The 24,789-nt window shown below is 63.1% G+C and carries 21 protein-coding genes; 5 read left to right on the plus strand and 16 right to left on the minus strand.

All coding sequences use genetic code 11. The annotated features are described in order from the left end of the window. Position 1: 1 nt before the first annotated feature. The 10 genes from G3N95_RS14545 to G3N95_RS14590 form a co-directional block, all read right to left on the minus strand. The gene (locus tag G3N95_RS14545) at positions 2 to 658 is read right to left on the minus strand and encodes a DUF502 domain-containing protein (RefSeq protein ID WP_205970769.1); all 657 of its coding nucleotides are present in this window, start codon (positions 656 to 658) and stop codon (positions 2 to 4) included. A gap of 70 nt (positions 659 to 728) precedes the next feature. Then, positions 729 to 1,076, minus strand: coding sequence for an FmdB family zinc ribbon protein (locus tag G3N95_RS14550; RefSeq protein ID WP_205970770.1), 348 nt, complete (start codon positions 1,074 to 1,076; stop codon positions 729 to 731). A gap of 139 nt (positions 1,077 to 1,215) precedes the next feature. Beyond that, on the minus strand, positions 1,216 to 1,857 hold the full coding sequence (locus G3N95_RS14555; protein ID WP_205970771.1) for a thiopurine S-methyltransferase: 642 nt from the start codon (positions 1,855 to 1,857) through the stop codon (positions 1,216 to 1,218). 22 nt (positions 1,858 to 1,879) lie between these two features. Next, positions 1,880 to 3,463 (minus strand): ubiquinone biosynthesis regulatory protein kinase UbiB, encoded by a 1,584-nt coding sequence (gene ubiB, locus G3N95_RS14560; RefSeq protein WP_205970772.1) that lies wholly within the window; start codon positions 3,461 to 3,463, stop codon positions 1,880 to 1,882. 15 nt (positions 3,464 to 3,478) lie between these two features. Further along, on the minus strand, positions 3,479 to 4,123 hold the full coding sequence (locus tag G3N95_RS14565; RefSeq protein WP_205970773.1) for an SCP2 sterol-binding domain-containing protein: 645 nt from the start codon (positions 4,121 to 4,123) through the stop codon (positions 3,479 to 3,481). Positions 4,124 to 4,231: 108 nt separating this feature from the next. Continuing rightward, entirely contained in the window at positions 4,232 to 5,227 is a 996-nt protein-coding gene (locus G3N95_RS14570; RefSeq protein ID WP_205970774.1) for a TIM44-like domain-containing protein, read from the minus strand. Between the two features lie 37 nt (positions 5,228 to 5,264). After that, positions 5,265 to 5,996 (minus strand): bifunctional demethylmenaquinone methyltransferase/2-methoxy-6-polyprenyl-1,4-benzoquinol methylase UbiE, encoded by a 732-nt coding sequence (gene ubiE / locus G3N95_RS14575; RefSeq protein WP_205970775.1) that lies wholly within the window; start codon positions 5,994 to 5,996, stop codon positions 5,265 to 5,267. Between the two features lie 69 nt (positions 5,997 to 6,065). Continuing rightward, a complete protein-coding gene (locus G3N95_RS14580; RefSeq protein ID WP_205970776.1) occupies positions 6,066 to 6,479 on the minus strand; it encodes a DUF971 domain-containing protein in 414 nt (137 codons plus the stop codon). A 7-nt stretch (positions 6,480 to 6,486) separates the two neighbouring features. Beyond that, the gene (locus G3N95_RS14585) at positions 6,487 to 6,915 is read right to left on the minus strand and encodes an HIT family protein (RefSeq protein WP_205970777.1); all 429 of its coding nucleotides are present in this window, start codon (positions 6,913 to 6,915) and stop codon (positions 6,487 to 6,489) included. 32 nt (positions 6,916 to 6,947) lie between these two features. Then, positions 6,948 to 11,066 carry an FAD/FMN-binding oxidoreductase gene (locus tag G3N95_RS14590; RefSeq protein ID WP_205970778.1) on the minus strand — a complete coding sequence of 1,373 codons (4,119 nt, stop codon included), beginning with the start codon at positions 11,064 to 11,066 and terminating at the stop codon, positions 6,948 to 6,950. Between the two features lie 1,238 nt (positions 11,067 to 12,304). On the opposite strand from G3N95_RS14590, the gene ilvA reads away from it, so the two are divergent. Genes ilvA through queF form a run of 3 tightly spaced genes read left to right on the plus strand, consistent with a single transcriptional unit; the run spans position 12,305 to position 15,561 of the window. Continuing rightward, a complete protein-coding gene (gene ilvA / locus G3N95_RS14595; protein ID WP_205970779.1) occupies positions 12,305 to 13,828 on the plus strand; it encodes a threonine ammonia-lyase, biosynthetic in 1,524 nt (507 codons plus the stop codon). A 9-nt stretch (positions 13,829 to 13,837) separates the two neighbouring features. After that, positions 13,838 to 14,740: a 5'-nucleotidase gene (locus G3N95_RS14600; protein WP_205970780.1), complete on the plus strand. Its 903-nt coding sequence runs from the start codon at positions 13,838 to 13,840 to the stop codon at positions 14,738 to 14,740. Next, positions 14,737 to 15,561, plus strand: a complete 825-nt coding sequence (queF, locus tag G3N95_RS14605) for an NADPH-dependent 7-cyano-7-deazaguanine reductase QueF (protein ID WP_205970781.1) — start codon at positions 14,737 to 14,739, stop codon at positions 15,559 to 15,561. Before G3N95_RS14600 ends, queF begins: the two co-directional genes overlap by 4 nt. A 761-nt stretch (positions 15,562 to 16,322) precedes the next feature. Here queF and G3N95_RS14610 read toward each other — a convergent pair. Genes G3N95_RS14610 through G3N95_RS14620 form a run of 3 tightly spaced genes read right to left on the minus strand, consistent with a single transcriptional unit; the run spans position 16,323 to position 19,153 of the window. Next, complete coding sequence (locus G3N95_RS14610) at positions 16,323 to 16,709, minus strand: RidA family protein (RefSeq protein ID WP_205970782.1); 387 nt, start codon at positions 16,707 to 16,709, stop codon at positions 16,323 to 16,325. A 59-nt stretch (positions 16,710 to 16,768) separates the two neighbouring features. Continuing rightward, complete coding sequence (locus G3N95_RS14615) at positions 16,769 to 18,256, minus strand: D-aminoacylase (RefSeq protein ID WP_205970783.1); 1,488 nt, start codon at positions 18,254 to 18,256, stop codon at positions 16,769 to 16,771. A 3-nt stretch (positions 18,257 to 18,259) separates the two neighbouring features. Further along, the gene (locus G3N95_RS14620) at positions 18,260 to 19,153 is read right to left on the minus strand and encodes a MurR/RpiR family transcriptional regulator (protein ID WP_205970784.1); all 894 of its coding nucleotides are present in this window, start codon (positions 19,151 to 19,153) and stop codon (positions 18,260 to 18,262) included. Between the two features lie 140 nt (positions 19,154 to 19,293). Between G3N95_RS14620 and G3N95_RS14625 the strand changes: the two genes are divergently transcribed. Beyond that, positions 19,294 to 20,571, plus strand: coding sequence for an amino acid deaminase (locus G3N95_RS14625; protein ID WP_205970785.1), 1,278 nt, complete (start codon positions 19,294 to 19,296; stop codon positions 20,569 to 20,571). Positions 20,572 to 20,639: 68 nt separating this feature from the next. On the opposite strand, the gene G3N95_RS14630 is transcribed toward G3N95_RS14625, so the two are convergent. Both G3N95_RS14630 and G3N95_RS14635 read right to left on the minus strand, forming a co-directional pair. Continuing rightward, positions 20,640 to 21,110 (minus strand): MarR family transcriptional regulator, encoded by a 471-nt coding sequence (locus G3N95_RS14630; RefSeq protein ID WP_205970786.1) that lies wholly within the window; start codon positions 21,108 to 21,110, stop codon positions 20,640 to 20,642. 36 nt (positions 21,111 to 21,146) lie between these two features. Continuing rightward, positions 21,147 to 22,742 (minus strand): MDR family MFS transporter, encoded by a 1,596-nt coding sequence (locus G3N95_RS14635; protein WP_205970813.1) that lies wholly within the window; start codon positions 22,740 to 22,742, stop codon positions 21,147 to 21,149. 138 nt (positions 22,743 to 22,880) lie between these two features. On the opposite strand from G3N95_RS14635, the gene G3N95_RS14640 reads away from it, so the two are divergent. Next, positions 22,881 to 23,723 (plus strand): EcsC family protein, encoded by an 843-nt coding sequence (locus G3N95_RS14640; protein ID WP_205970787.1) that lies wholly within the window; start codon positions 22,881 to 22,883, stop codon positions 23,721 to 23,723. Here the strand turns inward: G3N95_RS14640 and G3N95_RS14645 are convergent. Beyond that, the gene (locus G3N95_RS14645; RefSeq protein WP_205970788.1) at positions 23,693 to 24,643 is read right to left on the minus strand and encodes an alpha/beta hydrolase; all 951 of its coding nucleotides are present in this window, start codon (positions 24,641 to 24,643) and stop codon (positions 23,693 to 23,695) included. The two genes, G3N95_RS14640 and G3N95_RS14645, sit on opposite strands and share 31 nt — an antisense overlap. Positions 24,644 to 24,789: the final 146 nt, after the last annotated feature.

Raw genomic sequence — 24,789 nt, forward strand, 5'->3', positions numbered from 1 at the left:
ATTACAGCGGTGGCTCGACCGGCGTGCGGCGCTCCGGCAGCGGCTGATTGGCCGGCGGAGCGACAACGCCCATCGAGACGATGTACTTGAGTGCGGCATCGACAGTCATGTCGAGCTCGATCACTTCGGCTTTCGGCACCATCAGGAAGAAGCCGGACGTCGGGTTCGGCGTGGTCGGCACGTACACGCTGACGTGGTCTTCCTGGAGATGATTGACCACGTCGCCGCCGGGGATGCCCGTCAGAAACCCGATGGTGTAGGACCCTTTGCGCGGATATTCGATCAGCAGCGCCTTGCGGAACGCATTGCCGCTCGACGACAGCAGCGTGTCGGACACCTGTTTGACGCTGGTATAGATCGGGCCGACGACGGGAATACGCGCAACGATCAGTTCCCACCAGCCGACCAGCTTCTGCCCAACGAAGTTCTGCGTCAATAGTCCGACGACAAAAATGAAAGCAAGTGTCAACACGGCGCCGAGGCCAGGCAGGCGGAAGCCGAGCAGCCGTTCGGGTTGCCACGAACGGGGCAGCAACAGCAGCGTCTGATCCATCGTGCCGATGATCAGGCCCAGCACCCACAACGTGATGGCGAGAGGCACCAGCACCAGCAGGCCAGTCAGAAACACCGATTTGAGCGTCGTCTTTTTCGTCGTCATGTGTACCGCCAGAAATCCGCGCGACTACGTTGCGCGGCGTCTACGTCACCTCGTCGAGGCGGCGAAACTGCTAGGTGCCCGAGCTGCTGGCGGGAGCAGGCGCCGGTGCGGGAGCGGCGGCCGGCGCGCTCGTGGAGGCGGCGGCGCTGTCGGACGAACCGGCGGCGTCCGGCTTGCTCTCGGCTGGCTTAGAGCCCGCCGCGGCCGGAGCATTGCTGGGCGCACCGCCCGAATTGCCGCCACGGAAATCCGTGACGTACCAGCCCGAGCCCTTCAGCTGAAAGCCGGCGGCGGTAACCTGCTTGCGGAATGCATCGGTTCCGCATTCCGGGCATTGCGTCAACGGGGCGTCGCTCATTTTCTGGAGCACGTCCTTCGCGAAGCCGCATGACTCGCAACGATAAGCGTAGATCGGCATGACCTTGTCCCTACTGAAAACTCTTTGAGCGCTTGCAAAGCCTTGAATTATAGCCGCAAACGATGGCCGGCCCTGGAATTCCCGGGGAAACGGCCGGCACAGCGACCGCTCTATCAGATGCGGACGCCGCAGCCGAAGATCAAGCCTTTGCTGGGCCGCGTCGACGCCACGTCAGCCAGCGCTCCCGCCCGGCGAAGACAGCGATTGAATCGTCGACGGGTTCGTCTTCGACCAGTTCGAAATGGGTCGACATGAGCGCATCGAGTTCGGCCCCCTCGATGCCGAACGGCGGCCCTTTTTGTGTCGCGCCGATGAAAAAGAAACCGGCGAGCAGTCCGCCCGGCGGCATGAGTTCCGCCATCCGCGCCAGCCAGTCCGCGCGCCGAGCGGGCGGCAGTGCGCACAGGAACGCCCGTTCGTAGATCCAGCCGGGCTCGAACGGCGGCTGATAAGTGAAGAAGTCCGCCTCTTCCACCAGACCGGCGTGCGCGCCGAGTTGCGCACGCGCGGCCTCGACGGCATTCGGCGCGAAATCGATCGCGCGGACGGTCCAGCCTTTTTCCGCGAGCCACCATGCTTCGTACGCGCTCCCGCAACCGGGGATCAGTACGGGCACCGGTGCATGTCGCTCGATGAACGCCTTGAACGCGGACGGCACGCCCGCCTGATCCCACGGCGTGAAGCCACGCCCGAATCGCTCGTCCCAGAAACCGGGTGCGTTCGGATCGCGGTTTTCAAAGTCGGCCGCCGAAGGAGGAACGGACGGACTCTTGTCGCTCATGGAAACACCTCGGGAAATGTGCTCAATAGCCGCCGTACGCAATGGCGAGCCACGCGCGAGCCAGCACCGCGCCGATGCCCACCGCCACGCCGAACATCAGCAGCCCTTGCAGCAGCCGGTTGGTGCGCTTCTGTTCGAGCAGGATCTGGCGGATCGTTTCGTCGTTGATGCCGCGCTGCTGCGCATCGTGACGCTGCGCCAGCACGTGATGAATCAGCCGCGGCAGCTGCGGCAGCGTCTTGCTCCACTGCGGCGCCTCGATCTTGAGCCGCTCGTACCAGCCCTTCGCGCCGATCTGCTCGTTCATCCAGCGCTCGAGGTACGGCTTCGCGGTCTTCCACAAATCGAGTTCCGGATCGAGCGAGCGGCCCAGACCTTCGACGTTCAGCATCGTCTTCTGCAGCAGCACGAGCTGCGGCTGGATTTCGACATTGAAACGGCGCGATGTCGAGAAGAGACGCATCAGCACCTGACCGAGCGAAATGTCTTTCAGCGCGCGATCGAAGTACGGCTCGCACACCGCGCGGATCGCGCTTTCGAGTTCTTCGACGCGCGTTGTTGCCGGCACCCAGCCCGACTCGAGGTGCAGCGTCGCGACACGGTGATAGTCGCGCTTGAAAAACGCGAGAAAGTTCTGCGCGAGATAGTTCTTATCGAAGTCCGACAAGGCGCCGATGATGCCGAAATCCAGCGCGATATAACGCCCGAAATGCGCTGGATCGAGACTCACCTGAATGTTGCCGGGGTGCATGTCCGCGTGGAAAAAGCCGTCGCGGAACACCTGCGTGAAGAAAATCTCGACGCCCTCGCGCGCCAGCTTCGGAATATCGACGCCCGCCGCGCGCAGCGTATCGACCTGGCTGATCGGCACGCCGACCATCCGCTCCATGACCAGCACGTTCGCCGTACAGTATTCCCAATACATCTCGGGCACGAGCAGCAGATCGAGACCCGCGAAGTTGCGCCGCAACTGGCTGCCGTTCGCGGCTTCGCGCATCAGGTCCAGTTCGTCGTGCAAATACTTGTCGAATTCCGCGACCACTTCGCGCGGCTTCAGGCGCTTGCCGTCCGCCCACAGACGCTCGGCCCACAAGGCGATGTCACGCAACAAGGCCAGATCGGAATCGATCACGGGCAGCATGTTCGGTCGCAACACCTTCACAGCGACCTGCTTGCCTGCGTGCTGCCCCGTCTTCAGGGTCGCGAAATGGACCTGTGCGATCGATGCGCTCGCCACGGGCACACGTTCGAAGTCGTCGAAAATCGTGTCGACGGGCGCACCCAACGACTTTTCGATGATGGCGATCGCCACCGCGGAATCGAAGGGCGGCACCTGGTCTTGCAGCTTCGCGAGTTCGCTGGCGATGTCCGGGCGCAGCAAATCGCGGCGCGTGGACAGCACCTGGCCGAACTTCACGAAGATCGGCCCGAGGCTTTCGAGCGCGAGACGCAGCCGCACGCCCGGCGGCTGGTCGAACTTACGGCCGATCGTGGTAATGCGCAGCAACAAACGCACGCGGCGGTCGTTGATACGGCTCAGCATCATTTCGTCCAGGCCGAACCGGATGACGGTAAAGAAAATCTTGAGAAAACGCAGGAAACGCATGGTTGAGCCCGGTGACTAGCGCGTGCCGCGCGGCGTGGCGGCGGCGCCCGGCGCACGAGCGCCACGGGCTACGACCTTCTGTTCAAGACGCTCGATGCGCTTCTCGACCCGCGCCAGCGCATCGCGGGCACGCGCCAGTTCGGCGTTGAAATCGTCGAGTGCGGCGCGCCGCACGAGCTGCGGGTTTTCGTCCAACAGATACTCGGCGACCGATTCGAGCAGATTGCGGCCCGTACGCAGTGCATGATCGCCGACCGTGCGCGCCGCCGACGCAATCCGCCATGCGGGCCCATCGCCCACCAGCTTCGCCAGATCTTCTTCGGGCTCCCACCGCAGATGCTCTGCCAGCTTTGCAATGGCCGTAGCGAACTCGGCGTCGCCTTCGATCTTCACGTGCTTCATCACGGCCGCCTGGCCGCCTTGCAGAAACGCGGGAACGGCGTCCGAGGGCACGGCGACCGTGACGTCGAACGTGTGCGCTTCGCTTTCGTCGACAGCGCTCAGATAGCCGTCCGGCTGAACCAGCAGGATCAGCGTGATGGGAGGACAGGACAGCCGTGCGGTCTTGCCGGCATATGGGGTGAGACGTTCGCGCGCCCACGTTTCGCGAGCGAGCAGATGGTTGACGGCAGCAGCGAAGGGCTTGGCGGCAAGGGTCATCGGCAGTGGAAAGAGAAAACCCGCGCCGGCGACTGCCGACGCGGGTTCCTATTGTAACGTCCGTTCGCTTCGAGCCTGGCTCTGCCGAACGGCTAATCCTTTACGGGATCAGTGGAGGTTCACCTGCTGGATACCGGCGAGCAGCCAGCCTTCGCCATTGCGCTTCGACAGGTTCCAGATTTCTTCGAACGGTTCTGCCGACCCGCCCGACGTTTCGCGGATCAGACCGTGGAAGCGCACGCTGGCCAGGTACTCGCTGCCGCGATCCTCGACGCCCAGCAGATTGGCGTCGAGCTTCACGACGTCGGTCTGGTTTTTCTCGGCGCCGCGCGAACTCAGGTCGACTCTCACTTCCGCGAACATTTCAGGCGTCGTGAACTCGCGGATGTCGTCCATGTTGCCTGCGTCCCACGCGGCCTGCAGGCGCACGAAGTAGACCTTCGCGTTGCGCAGGAAGGCTTCCGAGTCGAAACCAGCCGGAACTGCCGGCGTCGCGGCGACGTCGGGCGTCGTCAGCGGATTGCCCTGCGGTCCGAGGTACGAGCCCGTCGGCGGCGCGGTGTAGCGCGGTTCCTGCGAGTAGCCCGTGCCGCCCGCGTTCAGCGTCGGCGAGCCGCCTGCATAGGCCGGCGTCTGCGCGTCGCGCTTGCGGCCGACGAACTTGCGGATCAGCCAGATGGCGACGAACGCGATCAGCGCGATCACGATCATGTTCGCCATCATGCCGGCGAACGCCTCGCCCAGACCAAAGTGCGACAGCAACGCGGCGATGCCGAGGCCAGCCGCGAGACCGGCGATCGGCCCGAGCCAGCGCGAACGATTAGGCTGCGCGGCAGGCGTGGGCGGCGGCGTGGCGGGACGCTGCTGCTGCATGGCCTGCGACGGCGCGCCCGGCGACTGCGAAGGCGACGGTGCCGTCTGCTGACTCGGTTGGGTGACGTTCGACTGACGCCCGATACTGCGGCCGCCGCCCATGCGTTTCGCTTCGGCGTCGAGCGAGGCCAGCGTGCCGACTGAGATCAGGCCGACCATCGCGATCAGTCCGATTCTCCTCGCCCAAGCCCCCTTAACCTTACAACGAGATGACAGATTCGAATCAGACATTTTCTCAATTTCCTTTAAAAACGAGAGGTTAGAGACATTAGTATTTCGTCCCCACATGCAAGGCTACCACGCCAGCTGACAAATTGTAATATTTGACGGCATCGAGGCCAGCTTGTTCCATCATCGTCTTCAAAGTTTCCTGGTCCGGATGCATCCGGATCGATTCCGCGAGGTAGCGATAGCTCTCGGCGTCCTTGGCGAAGCGATCGCCGAGCCACGGAAGCACCTTAAAAGAATAGACGTCGTAGGCCTTTTTGAGCGGATCCCAGACCTTCGAGAATTCCAGCACGAGCAGGCGCCCGGCCGGTTTCAGCACGCGGCGCATTTCGGCGAGCGCGGCGTCCTTGTGCGTCATGTTCCGTAAGCCGAATGCCACCGTGACCACGTCGAAGTAGTTGTCGGGAAACGGGATCTTTTCGGCGTCGCACAGCAGTGTCGGCGTGATGACGCCTTTGTCGATCAGGCGATCGCGGCCCACGCGCAGCATCGATTCGTTGATGTCCGTGTGCCACACTTCGCCCGTCTCCCCCGCCCGCTTCGCGAACGCCTTCGACAGGTCGCCCGTGCCGCCCGCGATGTCGAGCACCTTGAAGCCCGGCCGCACGTTGGCCTGCGCAATCGTGAACGCCTTCCACGCGCGGTGCAGCCCGCCCGACATCAGGTCGTTCATCAGGTCATAGTTGGAGGCGACCGAGTGGAACACACCGGCCACTTTCTTCGCTTTTTCCTGTTCGTCGACTGTCTGATAGCCGAAGTGGGTTTTGGTCATCGCGCTTCGTCCTTTCGCGTATTCTGAAAATTGTTGCGCCGCACCCAGGCGGCGCGCCGCCGAATCGTATCAGTGTCTGTGGCCGTGCGCTGGACTGGATACGGACATCGGCGCATCGCGGTCGACGCCCGCCGCCTGAAGTTTGTCGAAATACTCGGCCCAGAGTTCGTCCTGGCGGGTCGCGAGATCCCACAGCAAATCCCACGAGTAGATGCCCGTGTTGTGGCCGTCGGAGAAAGTGGGCTGCAGCGCATAGTTGCCGACGCCCTCGAGCGCCGTGATCGTCACTTCGCGCTTACCCGTCTGCAACGTTTCCTGGCCGGGACCGTGGCCGCGCACTTCCGCCGACGGCGAATAGACGCGCATCAGCTCGAACGGCACGCGGTAACTGTTGCCGTTCGCATACTGCAGTTCCAGCACGCGCGATACGGCATGAACGACGACGCCGGTGGGCACCGGCGTGTCGGGTGTCAATCCACTCATGATGACCTCAGGCGAGAGCGTGTTCGATTTCGCCGCGCACCGCTTCGCGCAGCAGCGTCGCCTGCGCGCGCCGCTGCGACAGCATCGCCTCGGAGACGGTGCGCTGGCGTGGTGCCCAGATGGGCAGCGGGAAATGCGCGTCGTTGGAGAAGCGCGGGATCACGTGCCAGTGCACGTGCGGTACCTGGTTGCCGAGGCTTGCCAGGTTTACCTTGACGGGGTGCAGGATGCGCCGGATCGCGCGCTCGACCGCGTACACCACGCGCATCACGCGATCGCGCTCGGCATCGCCCAGATCGGAGAACTCGGCGACGTGCCGATTCCAGATCACGCGGCAAAAGCCGGGGTAGTCGTGTTCGTCGGCGAGGACGACACGCAGCGTGTCGTCCTGCCACAGCACATCGCCGCCGTCCTCACGGCAGAAGATACAGTCCATCGTCGTCCTCAAGCGGAACCTTTATCGTGCCATTAGACCAGCACGCGCTCGATTCCGCCATTGTTCGCATGCTGAACGTAATCGGCCATCCAGTTCTCGCCGAGCACGTGTCGCGCGATTTCGACGACGATGTAGTCCGCTTCGACGTTCGCGTCTTCGTTGTAGCGCGACAGGCCTTGCAGGCAGGACGGGCAGCTCGTCAGGATCTTGACGTCCGTCGTTGCGCCGTTCCCGCCATTCGCACCGTTCGGCTGCGGACCGTCGCCTGCCTTGAGCACCGAACCCGCCGGCGCACCGGCTGCGCCTGCCGCCGCGTTCGCCATGTTGGTCGCGTTCGCGCCTGCGTCGGCGACGACGGGAATACCGCGCAGCTTTGCCGCACCCTTGCGGATTTCCTCTTCCTTACGGAAGCGCACCTGCGTCGATATGTCGGGGCGCGTGACGGCCAGCGTGCCCGACTCGCCGCAGCAGCGGTCGTTCTTCTCGATCTTGTAGCCGTCGTTCTTCTCGGTGCCCATCAGTTCGTTGACGAGCTTGACTGGGTCGATCGTCTTGATCGGCGTGTGGCATGGGTCGTGGTACATGTAGCGCGTGCCCGTCACGCCATCGAGCTTGATGCCCTTCTCCAGCAGGAATTCGTGGATGTCGATGATCCGGCAGCCCGGGAAGATCTTCTCGAATTCGTAGCCGGCCAGCTGGTCGTAACACGTGCCGCACGACACCACCACCGTCTTGATGTCGAGATAGTTCAGCGTGTTCGCGACGCGGTGGAACAGCACGCGGTTATCCGTGACGATCTGCTCGGCCTTGTCGAACTGGCCCGAGCCGCGCTGCGGATAGCCGCAGCACAGATAGCCCGGCGGCAACACCGTTTGCACACCCGCTTCCCACAGCATCGCCTGCGTCGCGAGACCGACCTGCGAGAACAGGCGCTCGGAACCACAGCCGGGGAAGTAGAACACCGCTTCCGAATCGACGGTCGTCGTTTTCGGATTGCGGATGATCGGGACGATCTTGTTGTCCTCGATGTCGAGCAGCGCGCGCGCCGTTTTCTTCGGCAGGTTGCCCGGCATCTTCTTGTTGACGAAGTGAATCACCTGCTCGACGACGGGCGGCTTGCCCGTCGTTGCGGGCGGATGCGCCGTCTGCTTCTTGACGAGTTTCTTCAGCACCTCATTGCCGAGGCGTTGCGCCTTGTAGCCGACGCCCATCATCGCGGTGCGCGCGAGATTGATGGTCTGCGGATTCGTCGCGTTGAGGAAGAACATGCCCGCCGCGTTGCCCGCGTTGAACTTCTTCTTGCCCATCTTGCGCAGCAGGTTGCGCATGTTCATCGTGACGTCGCCGAAGTCGATCTTCACCGGGCACGGCGTCACGCACTTGTGGCAGACAGTGCAGTGATCGGCGACATCGTTGAATTCGTCCCAATGCTTGATCGACACGCCACGGCGCGTTTGCTCTTCATACAGGAACGCCTCGACCAGCAGGGAGGTGGCGAGAATCTTGTTGCGCGGGCTGTAGAGCAGGTTCGCACGCGGCACGTGCGTCGCGCAGACGGGCTTGCACTTGCCGCAGCGCAGGCAGTCCTTCACCGAATCGGCGATCGCGCCGATATCGGACTGCTGCATGATCAGCGATTCATAGCCCATCAGCCCGAACGACGGCGTGTACGCGTTGCGCAGGTCCGCGCCTTCGAGCAGCTTGCCCTTGTTGAAGCGGCCATGCGGGTCGACGCGCTGCTTGTACGCGCGGAATTCGCCGATCTCGTCTTCCGTCAGGAACTCGAGCTTCGTAATGCCGATGCCGTGCTCGCCGGAAATCACGCCGTCAAGCGAACGCGCGAGCTTCATGATGCGCGCCACTGCGACGTGCGCGTCCTGCAGCATTTCGTAGTTGTCGGAGTTGACGGGGATGTTCGTGTGAACATTGCCGTCGCCCGCGTGCATGTGCAGCGCGACGAACACACGGCCACGCAGCACCTGTTTGTGGATGGCCTGCGCTTCATCGAGGATCGGCTTGAACTCGCCGCCATTGAAGATCTGACGCAGTTCCGCGCGGATCTCCTGCTTCCACGACACACGCACCGTGCGGTCCTGCACGATATGGAAGACGTTCGCGTCCGGCTGGTCGTCGACGCGGTCCGCGAACTTCTCCGCGAGGGCCGCGTAGCCGAGTTGCACCAGATAGTGCTGCGCTTCGCGCAACGACAGGTCGAGCTTGTCGCGCAGGAATTCCCAGCGCTTCTTCACATGGCCGAGCAGTTCGAGCGCTTGATGCACGCGGTCTTCGAGCAGTTCGGCGCTCGGGATTTCGTTCGCGTCGTCGCTCTTGCCGAGCGGCAGCTTGCCGCTCTTGAAGAACGCTTCGAGGGCGTCGACCAGTTGCAGCTTGTTCTTGATCGACAGCTCGATGTTGATGCGCTCGATGCCGTCCGTGTATTCGCCCATACGGTTCAGGGGAATCACGACGTCTTCGTTGATCTTGAACGCGTTGGTGTGCTTCGCGATCGCGGCCGTGCGGCTGCGATCGAGCCAGAAGCGCTTGCGCGCCTCGGCGCTCACGGCCACGAAGCCTTCGCCGCTCTTGCCGTTGGCCATGCGGATCACTTCGGAGGTCGCCGTGGCGACCGCGTCCGCGTCGTTGCCGACGATGTCGCCGATCAGCACCATCTTCGGAAACGCATTGCGCTTGCTCTTCGTCGCGTAGCCGACGGCACGCAGATAACGTTCGTCGAGGTGCTCGAGACCCGCGAGAATCGCGCCGCCTTGCTTCGACGTCTCGAACAGATAGTCCTTGATTTCGACGATGCTCGGAATCGCCTCGCGCGCCTGGCCGAAGAACTCCAGGCAAACCGTGCGCGTGTGCGCGGGCATCTTATGCAGCACCCAGCGCGCCGACGTGATGAGGCCGTCGCAGCCTTCCTTCTGGATGCCCGGCAGACCCGCGAGGAATTTGTCCGTCACGTCCTTGCCGAGACCTTCCTTGCGGAAGCGCCGGCCTTCGATGTCGAGCAGTTCCGTGCGCAGCAGCTTTTCGCCCGGCGCGTACTCGCCGTCGAACCACTTCAGTTCGAAGCGCGCGACGGGGATGTCGTGAATCTTGCCGAGGTTGTGATCGAGACGCGTGACTTCGAGCCAGTTGCCTTCCGGGTCGACCATCCGCCACCAGGCGAGATTGTCGAGCGCCGTGCCCCACAGCACGGCCTTCTTGCCGCCCGCGTTCATCGCGACGTTGCCGCCGATGCACGAAGCGTCCAGCGAGGTGGGATCGACGGCGAACACATAGCCCGCCTGCTCGGCCGCTTCCGTCACACGGCGCGTGACGACGCCCGCGCCGGAGAAGATGGTCGGCACCTTGTGCGCGACGCCGGGCAGCTCCGTCAGTTCGACGGCGCCGAGTTGTTCGAGCTTTTCCGTGTTGATGACGGCGGAGAACGGCGTGAGCGGCACCGCGCCGCCCGTGTAACCCGTGCCGCCGCCACGCGGAATCACGGTCAGACCGAGTTCGAAACACGCCTTGATGAGACCGGCGATCTCGGCTTCCGTGTCCGGCGTCAGCACGACGAACGGGTATTCGACACGCCAGTCGGTCGCGTCCGTCACATGCGAGACACGCGCGATACCGTCGAAGCGGATGTTGTCCTTCTGCGTCTGGCGGCCCAGCACTTTGGTCGCGCGGCGGCGCAGTTCTGCCATCTTGTCGAACTCGCTGGCGAACGCATCGACGGCGCGGCGGGCAGCGGCGACCAGCGTTTCGACGCGCGCGGCACGGCCGACGCCCGCTTCGTCGGTATGTTCGACGAGGTCGGCGCGGCGGCGCTTTTCGATTTCCGTGAGACGGTGGTTCAACGCTTCGATCAGCAGCGCGCGACGTTTCGGGTTGTCGAGCAGGTCGTCCTGCAGGTAGGGATTACGACGCACGACCCAGATATCGCCGAGGACTTCGTACAACATACGCGCCGAGCGGCCGGTACGGCGCTCGCTGCGCAGTTCGTCGAGCGCGGCCCATGCTTCGTCGCCGAGCAGGCGGATGACGATTTCGCGGTCGGAGAACGACGTGTAGTTGTACGGGATTTCGCGCAGACGCGGTTCGGCGTCGGCGGCAACGGTGGCGGCGGCGCCGTGCGGATCGAAAACTTGAGGTGCGTTCATGTTTGGACGACTCGGTAGGTCAGCGGCGCGCGCTCATTACTGAGGCCCGCTGACAGTGCGCGTGGGGCGCAATGCTGGAAATCTTTCTAGTGTGCGAAGCCGCAACCGGCAGGCCAGCGCCCGGGATCGCCGGGGAAATGGCTGGAACGTGGGTGGCCGGTCGCCTCGCCGCGCTCAGATATAGCTACGCGATCGTGCGTGCCGCACATGCCGCTGCGCCGCGGGGCGAGCCTCACGCGGGACGGGCATCAAATGGGCGATCCGAGGCTGCCAATGCATCTTCCGATCTTCCGATCCTTGTTCCAAAATAGGATTCTACCGCAGGATGCCGGCGTGCGTTCGCCGGCCGATGTCGGCGCGGTAAGCCTTTGCGAGTTGGCTTTTGCGAATTCGTCGTTGAGATGTCTTTCTGCGACGCAGTTTTTTTGTCTGCGACGCAGTCGCCATTCTGGGTTTTCTTTTTTTCTTCGCGGGCATCCGCGCTATGTCTCTGGTTGGCTGGCGTTGCCCCTGTGCGGGGCGGCACTTACTTTCTTTGCCGCCGCAAAGAAAGTAAGCAAAGAAAGCGGGCTAACCCCGCCAGTGCTAGTGATTGCCTGCGGGCCCCCATCAGTTCTTACGCTCCACGCGGCAACGCGCCATTTCATGCGCGTTGCCAGCGTGCTAACTGGATGCATCACCGGCTTCACACACCCGCGTCACGGACCGCGTTACCAGGAGTCGACGGCCGCCCAGGTGGCAAACTGTGTGTAGGCCGTCTCGACGTAGATGCACCACTCCGGACTGAAAAGCGGATCGGTGTCGTAGGATCGCCAACGCATATGGTGCGACAAGCTACACACAGTTTGCCGCCTGGGCGGCGCTGACGATTCGCTGCCGCTGGCTGCCTGCGGGTGATTGGAGTGGGTGATGCGCCGGTTCAAGGCGCTGGCAACGGGCGCAAATCAGCGTGATGCCGAGTGGAGTGCGGGACCCGTTGGGGGCCCGCAGGCAGGAAGAAGAATTGGCGGTGTGAGCGGCTTTCTTTTGCCTACTTTTCTTTGCCGCGGCAAAGAAAAGTAGGTGCCGCCCCGCACAGGGGCAACGCCAGCAAACCAGAAGCAAACCGCGTATGCCAGCGAAGGCCCGACAGCAAAACCACCTGCAACCACGTCCGCCAGGACACATAAGCGCTATCATTACCCCTTCCCGTCAGTAAACAACCAGTAATCAACCGCGCCTTGCGCGCGCCCCTCCGTATGGCTTCCCACGACTATCTGAAGAAAATCCTCACCGCCCGCGTCTACGACGTCGCGCGTGAGACCGAACTCGAATATGCGCGGAATCTGTCCGCACGGCTGCGCAACCCGATTTACCTGAAGCGCGAAGACAATCAGCCCGTCTTCTCCTTCAAGCTGCGCGGCGCGTACAACAAGATGGCGCATATTCCCGCCGACGCGCTCGCGCGCGGTGTGATTACGGCTTCAGCGGGCAACCATGCGCAGGGCGTTGCGCTGTCGGCGGCACGCATGGGCGTGAAGGCAATCATCGTCGTCCCCGTGACGACTCCGCAGGTGAAAGTCGACGCGGTGCGCGCGCACGGCGGCCCGACCGTCGAGATCGTGCAGGTGGGCGAGTCTTATAGCGACGCCTACGCGCACGCCGTCAAGCTGCAAGAACAGCACGGCCTGACCTTCGTTCACCCGTTCGACGACCCATACGTGATCGCCGGTCAAGGCACCGTCGCGATGGAAATGCTCAGCCAACATCAGGCGCCTATCCACGCGATCTTCGTACCCATCGGCGGCGGCGGTCTCGCGGCCGGCATTGCGGCGTACGTGAAATCGGTTCGTCCCGAGATCAAGGTCATCGGCGTGCAGACGGACGACTCGTGCGCGATGGCGCAATCGATCAAGGCCGGCAAGCGCGTGACGCTCAATGAAGTCGGCCTGTTCTCGGACGGCACCGCCGTCAAGCTCGTCGGCGAAGAGACGTTCCGCCTGTGTCAGGAATATCTCGACGAAGTGCTGACGGTGAACACCGACGCACTGTGCGCCGCGATCAAGGACGTCTTCCAGGACACGCGCAGCGTGCTGGAGCCAGCGGGCTCGCTAGCCGTCGCGGGCGCGAAGCAATATGCCGAGCGCGAAGGCATCGAAAACCAGACGCTGATCGCCGTCACGTCGGGCGCGAACATGAATTTCGACCGCATGCGCTTCGTCGCCGAGCGCGCGGAAGTCGGTGAAGCCCGCGAAGCTGTGTTCGCGGTGACGATTCCCGAAGAGCGCGGCAGCTTCAAGCGCTTCTGCGAGCTGGTCGGCACGCGCAGTGTCACCGAGTTCAACTACCGCATTGCAGACGCGAATTCCGCCCATATCTTCGTCGGCGTGCAGATCCGCAATCGCGGCGAGTCCGCGCAGATCGCCGGCGCGTTCGAAGACCACGGCTTCGCGACCGTCGACCTGACGGGCGACGAACTGTCGAAGCAGCATATCCGCTACATGGTCGGCGGCCGCTCGCCTCTTGCGCACGACGAGCGCCTGTTCCGTTTCGAGTTTCCGGAGCGGCCGGGCGCGCTGATGAAGTTCCTGTCGTCGATGGCGCCGAACTGGAACATCAGCCTGTTCCATTACCGCAACCAGGGCGCGGACTATAGTTCGATCCTTGTCGGCATTCAGGTGCCGTCGGCGGAAGATGCGGAATTCGCGCGCTTCCTCGCGACGCTCGGCTATCCGTATTGGGAAGAGACGTCGAACCCGGTGTATCGCCTGTTCCTCGCGTAAATATCGCGCATGGCTTTTTCGCTCAACGACAAGCTGGTGGTGGCGATCTCCTCGCGCGCGCTGTTCGATTTCGAGGAAGAGAACGGCGTGTACGAGGCAGGCAATCTGCGTGCGTATGAAACGCTGCAGCGCGACCGGCTGAATGTGCCTGCGAAGCCCGGCGTCGCGTTTCCACTGATTCGCAAGCTGCTGGCGCTGAACACGGAAGCGCATCGCGTCGAAGTGGTGATTCTGTCGCGCAGCGATCCCATTAGCGGTTTGCGCGCGTTCAGTTCGTGCCGCGAGCATGGACTGTCGATCGAGCGCGGCGTGTTCACGCGCGGCCGCGCGCCGTTTGCGTATCTGAAGCCGTTGAATGCGTCGCTGTTCCTGTCCGCGAATCAGGACGACGTGCGCGACGCACTGGCCGCCGGATTCCCCGCCGCACGCGTGTTGCCCGAATCGGCGAAAATGGCGGGCAAGTACCCGGACGAAATCCGCATTGCGTTCGATGGCGACGCGGTGTTGTTTTCCGACGAAGCGGAGCGCGTATTTCAGAAGGACGGGCTGGGAGCATTCGTCGGTCACGAGATCGACAACAAGGATCTGCCTCTGGCCGACGGACCGCTTAAGCCTTTACTCAAGGCGCTGCACCGTTTGCAGACGCTCGCCGACGAAGCCGCGCCGATGCATATCCGCACCGCGCTGGTGACAGCGCGTTCGGCGCCTGCGCATGAGCGGGCGATCCGCACATTGATGGCCTGGAACATCGAAATCGACGAAGCGATGTTTCTTGGCGGGCTGGACAAGGGCGCATTTCTGCGCGAGTTCGAGCCGGACTTTTTCTTCGACGACCAAATTCGCCACTGCGAATCGGCCCGTGACGTGACAGCGATCGGGCATGTCGTGAGTGGCATCGTGAACGCATCATGACACCCGAACAATCCCCGTTGGGCAAGCCGTCCAGCTACACCGAACAATACGACGCATCGCTGCTCTTTCCGATCGCGCGCAAGAACGCGCGCGACCAGATCGGTATTGGCGCGACGCTGCCGTTCTTCGGCACCGACATCTGGAACGCGTACGAGCTGTCGTGGCTGAATGCGCGCGGCAAGCCGCAGATCGCCATTGCGACGTTCTATGTTCCTGCCGATTCGCCGAATATCGTCGAGTCGAAGTCGTTCAAGCTTTATCTCGGTTCGTTTGCGCAGACTTCGTTTGAATCGATCGATATTGTGCGCGACACGATCAAGCGCGATGTTTCCGCTGCGTGCGGCGCGTCGGTGTCGTTGCATCTTTATCCGCCGGCGGAGTTTTCCAAGCTTGCGCTGGATGAGTTCGAAGGGACGTCGCTGGATCGCCTCGATCTCGATGCCGAGGTCTATCAGCCGGATGCTTCGTTGCTGAAGGCGGCGCTCGATGAGGCGCCTGTTGAAGAGACCTTGTTCTCCAATCTCTTGAAGTCGAATTGCCCGGTGACCGGGCAGCCTGATTGGGGTTCAGTGCAGATTCAGTACGTCGGGCCGCAGATCGATCACGCAGCGCTGCTGCGGTACATCATTTCTTATCGGAACCATACTGGGTTCCACGAGCAGTGTGTCGAGAAGATTTTTCTCGATGTGATGAAGGTTTGTCAGCCCGTTAAACTGGCTGTGTATGCGCGGTATACGCGGCGCGGAGGGCTTGATATCAATCCGTTCCGGACGAACTTTAATCTGCCTATGCCGGATAATTTGCGGACTGCGCGGCAGTAGTCGTTATTCTTGCCTTCTCGGCGCGGGCTTCGCCTTTTGATTTTCGCTCTGCGCTTTTGCTGGCATACGCGGTTTGCTCGCTGGCATACGCGGTTTGCTCGCTGGCATACGCGTGATGTTGTCTTGCTTCACGCGTTGCCCCTGTGCGGGGCGGCACCTACTTTTCTTTGCAGCGGCAAAGAAAAGTAGGCAAAAGAAAGCCGCTAACACCGCCAATCCTTCTTGTTGCCTGCGGGCCCCCGACGGGTCCCGCACTCCACACGGCAACACATCGTGTTGCGCCCGTTGCCGCCGCCTCGAACAGGCGCATCACCCACTCCAGTCACCCGCAGCCCAGCCATCGGCAGCGAATCGTCTATGCCGCCCAGGTGGCAAACTGTGTGTAGGCTGTCGCGATGGAAGTGCACCACTCCGGACTGAAAAGCGGATCGGTGTCGTAGTATCGCCAACGCATACGGCGCGACAAGCTACACACAGTTTGCCACCTGGGCGGCCGCAAACGTCTGGTAACGCGGTCCGTGACGCGGGTGTGTGAAGCAGGTGATGCATCCGGTTAGCACGCTGGCAACGCGCATGAAATGGCGCGTTGCCGCGTGGAGCGTAAGAACTGTTGGGGGCCCGCAGGCAACAACTAGCACTGGCGGTGTGAGCCCGCTTTCTTTGCTTGCTTTCTTTGCGGCGGCAAAGAAAGTAAGTGCCGCCCCGCACAGGGGCAACGCATGAAGCAAGACAACATCACGCGGATGCCAGCGAAAAAAGAATCAAGCCGCAGGCTTCTTATAGGCAACACAATCAACTTCGACTCTACAGTCGATCACCATCGACGACACAACACATGCCCGCGCAGGCGGATTCGCCCCGAAGTACTCCTTGAACACCTTGTTGAAGGAAGCAAAATCACGCGGGTCGTCGAGCCACACACCACACCGGACGACATGCTCCGGCCCATACCCGGCCTCGGTCAAAATCGCCATCACGTTCTGAATCGCCTTGTGCGACTGCTCGACGATTCCGCCGTTGATCACTTCGCCGTTTTCCATCGGCGTCTGCCCCGACACGAACAGCCAGCCATCCGCTTCGACCGCACGCGCAAACGGCATCACCTGACCGCCCGTGCCCTTGCCACCTTCAACGCCATAACGCTTCATCGTTCAACTCCTGTCATATAAGCGCGCCCACACCCAACGCGAACGCATCAAAATCAAATTCAAAAAACTTCAGCCAGCTCGGCCCGCGACGCCGCCGTCGCCCCACGCGCGACAAACCTCCCCGCACGCTCTCCCGTGTGCGTCCCATCGCGATACGACAACACGCCATTCACCCACACGGCATCGATGCCGTCGGCTGCCTGCCGCGGCTTGTCGAACGTCGCCGCATCGCGCACCCGCAACGGATCGAACAACACGAGATCCGCGTGATAACCGATATGCACCTCGCCGCGCTCCTTCAACCCGAAGCGTCGCGCGGACAGGCTCGTCATCTTGCGAATCGCTTCCTCCAGCGGAATCAGCTTCTGATCGCGCGCATAGTGACCCAGCACGCGCGGAAATGCGCCCCACAAACGCGGGTGCGGCAACGGATCGTTCGGCAAGCCGTCCGAGCCGACCATCGTCGCGGGATGCGAGAGGATGCGCCGCACGTCGTCCTCGGACATGTTGTGATACACGACGCCCGCCGGCTGCAGACGCTTGCCCGCTTCCTGTTGCGTGACGCCCCATTCGGCGGCAATGTCCTTGATCAACTTCCCCGCCATCTCGGGATGTGGCGTAGACCATGTCACCGTGATGTCGATATCGCCCGTCACCTGCTTGAGGTCGAGCGTCGACGAACTGCGGTTGTACGGATAACAGTCGCATCCGACAGGATGAAACTGCCGCGCGCCTTCGAGCGACGCAAGCACCTCGACGCTGCGCCCCCAGTTCGACGGCCCCGCACACTTCAGATGCGAAATGATCACGGGCACGCGCGCGTGCTTGCCGATGCGGTACGCCTCGTCCATCGCATCGAGAATCGCGTCGAACTCGGTGCGCATGTGCGTCGTGTACAACGCGCCCGACGCCGCGAGCGGTTCGGCAAGCGCCATCACTTCTTCCGTCGGCGCGGCGAATGCGGAGCCATACGCAAGACCCGAACTCAAGCCGAGCGCGCCATTCGCCAGCGCTTCTTCGAGCTGCGCGCGCATGCCGTCGATTTCCCTCGCCGTCGCCGCGCGGTCCAGCCGATCCATATGATTGTTGCGCAGCGCCGTGTGCCCGATCAGCGCGCCGACGTTCACCGACGGCTTCGCCGCATTCACGGCAGCGACATACGCGGCGAAGGTCGGATACTGGAACGCGTCGCGCGGCCCAAGCAGATTCATCGGATCGGGTGGATCGCCTTGCAGCGAAACGGGCGACGCGCTGATACCGCAATTGCCGACGATCACCGTCGTCACGCCCTGCGTGATCTTCGGCAGCATCTCCGGCGAGCGGATCACGTGCGTGTCGTCGTGCGTATGCACGTCGATGAAACCGGGCGCGAGCGCGCGGCCGTTCGCCTCGATCACCTCTTCAGCCAGCCAGTTCGACAGATTGCCGATCGCGGCAATCTTCCCATTGCGCAACGCGACGTCGCGTTCGACGGGCGGCGCGCCCGTGCCGTCGTACAGTTGCGCGCCGACGATCAGCGTATCGGCGGCTTCGGGGTGCGAATGCATGGATCAGTCTCCTAGCGGTTGTCGGTCGCCGCCGCCGCGATGCGCGTCGAGCGCATGCTTCATGCGGCGCAGCAATTCGCGGCTCTCGTCGCCGAGACTCAATGCGAGTTCGGTGACGAGCACGTCGAGCGCCATCATCATCGCGTAGCGCGACGACGACGGCTTGTAGATGAAGTCGGTTTCGAACGCGACCATGGGAATCACCCAGTCGGCCATCTTCGCGAGCGGCGACGCGGGCGCGGTCACCGTGATCAGCGTCGCGCCGTAACTGCGCGCTATCTTGCAGCTGTCCACCATTTCCGGCACTCGGCCCGTCGTCGACAGCGCGATCACTACGGTGTCGCGCGAAACCGTGGATGCGACCATGCGCTGCAACAAAGCGTCCTGATACGTCGCGACAGGCCGCCCCAGGCGGACGAGACGAAAGCGCATTTCGTCGGCGAGCGCAGTGGAGCCGCCGCCCATACCGAACACATAGATCATGCGCGCTTCACGCAGCGCGGCCGCCGCCTGCGCAATGGGCGCCTGACACAGCAACTGATGGTTGTGCGTGAGCGCCGTCTGCAACTCGTCGAAGACACGCGTCGCCAATGGCTCGGGCGTGTCGTCGTTTTGCGCGTTCGTCTGCAGGAAGCGCTGGCCAACGGCGGCCGCCTGCGCGAGCCGCAACTTCAGTTCGCGCACGTCGCGGCAACCGACGGCCTTGGCAAACCGCGTGACCGTCGCGACGCTCACTTCCGCCCGCTCCGCCAATGCGCCGATGCTCGCGCGCGACGCGCCGGTCAGGTCGTCGAGAATCAGCGCCGCGACCTTGCGCTCGGCCGAACGCAACTCGGGCGCGCATTCGGCAATGCGAGCGACGATGTCGAAAGCAACGGGTTCGGCGGTGGAATTCATGGCTCGCAAGTCCCCGCGCGGCCGGTAACATCGGTCGCGGCAGGCGTGGTACTAAATAACATTTCATCAACCATCGTACTTTCGGTAACATACGAAAGTCAACTTCGATTCGATTTAACTGGCCGATGGAGCAGGATGACATGAAAGTTACAAACTATCAGGGAGCCACGATCGACCCTTATAGCAAGGGCTTGGGCAACGTGCCCGGCACGAGCATCCAGTTGGCGGACGCGTCGCGTCTCGAATGGAATCTGCTCGACGAGGACGTGAGTCTGCCCGCTGCTGTTTTGTACACGGACCGCATCGAGCACAACCTGAACTGGATGCAGAAGTTCGTCGCCGAGTACGGCGTGAAGCTCGCGCCTCATGGCAAGACCACGATGGCGCCGCAATTGTTCCGCCGCCAGATCGAAACGGGTGCATGGGGCATCACGCTGGCTACCGCGCATCAGGTTCGCGCGGCGTATCACGGCGGTGTATCGCGTGTACTGATGGCGAATCAGCTGGTCGGCAAGCGCAACATGCTGATGATCGCGGAACTGCTGAGCGATCCCGACTTCGAATTCTTCTGTCTCGTCGACTCCGTCGAAGGCGTCGAGCAACTCGGCAAGTTCTTCGGCTCGGTGAAGAAAGAGTTGCAGGTGCTGGTCGAACTCGGCGTGCCGGGCGGCCGCACGGGTGTGCGCGATGACGCGCAGACGCAAGCCGTGCTCGACGCGATCGCGCGTTATCCCAACTCGTTGAAACTCGCGGGTATCGAACTGTATGAAGGCGTATTGAAGGAAGAGCAGGAAGTGCGCGACTTCCTGCGCAGCGCCGTGAAGCTCACGCTCGAACTGTCGGACAAGGGCCGCTTCGCGCGCACGCCGGCCGTGCTGTCGGGCGCGGGCTCGGCATGGTACGACGTCGTCGCCGAAGAATTCCAGAAGGCATCGCGCAAGGACCGCATCGAAATCGTGCTGCGTCCAGGTTGCTATCTGACGCACGACGTCGGCATCTATCGCAAGGCGCAGACGGACATCTTCAAGCGCAATCCCGTCGCGAAGCGCATGGGCGAAGGCCTGCTGCCCGCACTGCATCTGTGGGCCTACGTGCAATCGATTCCCGAACCGGACCGCGCGATCATCGGTCTCGGAAAGCGCGATTCAGCATTCGATGCGGGCTATCCGGAACCCGCGAAGCACTATCGGCCGGGCACAGAAAAACCGCGCGACATCGCTGCCGACGAAGGCTGGGAAATTTTCGGCATGATGGATCAGCATGCGTATCTGCGGATTCCCGCAGGCGCCGACCTCAAGGTCGGCGACATGATCGCGTTCGACATCTCGCATCCGTGCCTGACGTTCGACAAATGGCGCCAGGTGCTGGTGGTCGATCCGTCGTATCGCGTGACGGAAGTGATCGAAACGTTTTTCTGATTGTTCTTGGATCGCTTCGTCAGGCAAAGCGGCGCTGTGTGAACTGCACAGCGCCGCTTTTTGTTAGTTCAACGCCCTGCTTGCGCAGCCTCGGCATCCGTCGACGCGGCTGCCGCCACTTCGCCGATGCGGGCTTCGAGCATCGTCAGTGCGCCCGACAGGCCAGCGAGCACATCGTCCGGCAATGCCGCCATCGTGTCGTGCAGGAACGCGTTCCGGTTCGGCAGGCTCGTTTCGATTGCCGCGCGGCCTTCCGCGGTGAGTTTCACGTTGGTGATGCGATTGTCGCGCTCGTCCATGCTGCGCGCGATCCAGCCCATCGCTTCCAGCGATTTCAGCTGACGCGTAAGCGCGCCCGGATCGATGCGCAGACGCTCGACCAGCTTCTTCTGCGAGGACTCGCCCGCCTGCTCGTACAGCGCGAGCAGAATGCGCCAGCGGGGCATCGGATGCCCGACGCGTCCCTCGAACGCCGACATGAACGCGCGATACGTGCGCCCAAACTGATGAAGGATAGCGACGCGGTCCTGTTCTTCCATGATCTTTCTACACATTCCGAAGCGCTAAAACGACCGTCAGTCTACATGGACGACCGGCTCGACCTGCTTGCGCAGCTTGACGGGCGGCACGCGCCGGCTCTGCCAGACCGCGAACAGCGACACCAGCGCACCGAGCGCCAGGCCGATATGGATCGCGCCCACCAGCGATTCGCGCGCCGACTCCAGCAGCAGCGCGCCGTTGTGCCCGGCCCGCGCCAGCTCGCCTAAAAGCGTCTGCTGGGCGTCGCGATTCACGAGAATCTGCGGATCGCCGAGATCGGCGAACCACTTGCTCGCGTGATCGCCGTCGAGCGCGCTACGCACGCCGCTCGCGTACATATGCGCGACGAGCGTGCCCGTCAACGCCGTGCCGATCATCCCGCCGATCATGCGCAGCGACTGCAGAAGCGCCGTCGCGATGCCGAGATGCTCTCGGCCCGCCGTCTGTTGCGCGAAGACGGTGAGGTTCGGCAGCACGAAACCGAGGCCGAGACCGCCGAACGTCATGAACAGCATCAGCAGCCAATGCGGCATCGAGCGCGTCGCGATCACCACGCCGAGCGACGCCGCCGCGAACAGCGCGAAACCGACGAACAGCATCACGTTCGGATTCGGAATGCGCGACACAATGCGCCCGTTCGCGATGCTGCCGATCGTGATGAACACGACGAGCGGCGTGATCACGAGCCCCGCCTCGTTCGGCATCATGCCGAAGCCGCCCTGGAACAGCAGCGGCGCGTAGAACAGCAGCGAGAACATCGCGAAGCCGCCGAGCACGGCCAGCACGAAGAGCGCCGACAGACTCCGGTTGCGGAACATGTCGACGGGAAGAATGGCTTGCGGGAAGCGCTTTTCCCATTGCCACAGCGCGATCGCGCTCGCGACGCTCAACACCAGCAAGCCGGCCGCCGACGCCGTCACGCCATGCTTCGGCAACAGTTCCACGAACATCTGCAAGCTGCCGAGCGACAGCGCGATCAGCAACGCGCCGGGCCAGTCGAGCCGCATCTTGCCTTCATGAACGACATGCCGAAGGTGCGGCAGATAGCGCCACACGAAAAACAGCGACAGCAGGCCGACGGGCAGATTCACGTAGAACACCGAGCGCCAGCCGTAATACTGAGTGAGAAAACCGCCGAGCGACGGTCCCACCGCGTTGGCAATGCCGAACGCCGTGCTCATCAGCACCTGCCAGCGCAGGCGCACCACGGAATCAGGGAAGAGATCGGGAATGCAGGCGAACGCCGTGCCGACCAGCATGCCGCCGCCGATGCCCTGCAAGCCGCGCGCGATCACCAGAAACAGCATGTTGTTGGCCGCGCCGCAGAGCACGGACGCTGCCGTGAACACGATGATCGACGCGATCACGAACGGCTTGCGCCCGTAGTAGTCGCCGAGCCGCCCAAAGATCGGCACGGTGATCACGGAGGTCAGCAGATACGAGGTCGCGACCCACGCGTATAGCTCGAAACCCTTGAGATCCGCGACGATCGTCGGCAGCGCGGTGCCGACCACCGTCTGGTCGAGCGCGACGAGCATCGACACGAACGAGACGCCGAGCATCGCCAGCAGCGACTCCCGGAACGGTAATACTTGCCCACTCGAATGGTGGGCGGCGGTATGCACGGCCATTTTTTGATGAAACAACTGTTGACGCGTCAACGATACGGAATCATACCACGCAGGATGGCTCTAAATGTGCGTGCATTCGACGGCAGCCGCCGCGTCGGACGCGCTCAAAAATGCAATCTGTCGAAGTCAGGGAGACTCATGGAACCAGCTACGCTCGCCGCCTCGCCGCTTTCCGACGACGATCTCGCGGCCCTGCGCCGCGCCAGACACGAACTCGAAAGCCCCGCGCTGGCGATGAAGCTCGCCAGCATCGTCGGCTCGCCGATGGAAAAGCTGATCTCACGTATGCCGGCCATCGCCAGCGACAAGGTCAACGACGCGACACAGCTCGCGCTGCGCAAATGCCTGCAGATCGCGCTGCGTACGCTCGGGCGCCCGATGGGCGGCGCGCCGCTCGGAGTCAACGACCGGCCGAGCAATCTGCTGCACAAGTTCGCCGTCGCGACGACGGGCGCCGCGGGCGGCGCATTCGGACTGTTCGCGCTGCCCGTCGAACTGCCCGTCACGACGACGCTGATGTTCCGCTCGATCTGCGATATCGCGCGCAGCGAGGGCGAGGATCTGACGTCCGTCGATACCCAGCTGCAATGCCTGACGGTGCTCGGCATGGGCGGAACGTCGAAAGCCGACGACGATGCCGACTACGGCTACTTCATCATGCGCGGCGCACTGGCGCAGGCAGTATCGAAGGCGTCATCGGAAATCGCGACGAAGGGCTTCTCGGCCCATGGCTCTGCCGCGTTGCTGCGTCTGTTGAACACGATCGCTTCGCGCTTTTCGGTGCAAGTGAGCGAACAGATCGCCGCGAAGTCGATACCCGCCATCGGCGCAGTGCTCGGCGCGATGGTCAACACCGTGTTCATCGATCACTTCCAGCAGGTCGCGCACGGGCACTTCACGGTGCGCCGGCTCGAACGCCAGTACGGCGCGGACGTCGTCCAGGCCGCGTATCAGGCGATCGAGGTCTCGCTCGACGGCTGAACGTTGCGCGACTCACCCGTCACACGCAGAACGAAACGCGCGGCGAGATCGAGCGCGCGGCGCGCTTCGGGAATGAACGGCACCCAGAGCTGCCACACGTGCGGCATCTTGCGCCAGATTTCGAAGTCGAGTTCGACGCCCGCCGCGCGCGCCTTGTCGGCGACGCGGCGCGAGTCGTCGAGCAGGACTTCCGTGCTGCTCACCTGCATGAAGAGCGGCGGCAGGCCTTTCAGATCCGCGTAAAGAGGTGAAGCGTAGGGATGCGTCGCGGGCGTGTCGCCCAGATACAGCTTCGCGGCACGCGCGACGGACGGGCCATGGAACATCGGATCGACGCCGTCGTTGGTCTGCAGCGACGCGCCCGTCGCCGCGAGATCGGTCCACGGCGAAAACAGGATCGCACCCGCCGGCATCGGCTCGCCTGCATCGCGGAGCGCGACGAGCGTCGCGAGCGCCAGGCCGCCGCCCGCCGAATCGCCGGCGATCACGATCGACGCCGGCTTCGCGCCTTCTTCGATCAGCCGTCGATACGCGGCAAGCGCATCGTCGAGTGCGGCGGGAAACGGGTGTTCGGGTGCGAGCCGGTAGTCGAGCGAAAAGACGCGCGCTCCGCTACGCGCTGCGAGACCGAACGACGCCGCGCGATGCGTCTGGGGCGAGCAGAAGTAATAGCCACCACCATGCAGATAGAGGATCGTCGCCGCGTGCCTGCCATCGACGCGCGTCAGCCATTCACCGCGCAGCGGCCCGTCATGCGCTCCATATCGTTCGTGCAAGGCCCAGCCCGCTGGCACGCGCGGCGTATAGGCGCGCTTCGCGGTCATCTTGCGCGCGCGCTGCGCGTCGATGACAGGGTGTCGTGTCTGCGGATGAAACTGACGGCGCAGGAACCAGCACGCGAGGGCGCTTTGCCAACTCATCGGAGCATTCTCCATCGACGGTCAAGCGCTCATGGTACGTGGGTTTAGGTCCGGCCAGGTCGGCAGCGCCTTCAACCGAAGGCGTGCATCACGCCTGTTCGTTTGAAACGAAAACGGCCGGAACCGCTGCTGACGGTTCCGGCCAT

The sequence above is a fragment of the Paraburkholderia sp. Tr-20389 genome (assembly GCF_017104565.1).
Classification (GTDB): Bacteria; Pseudomonadota; Gammaproteobacteria; order Burkholderiales; family Burkholderiaceae; genus Paraburkholderia.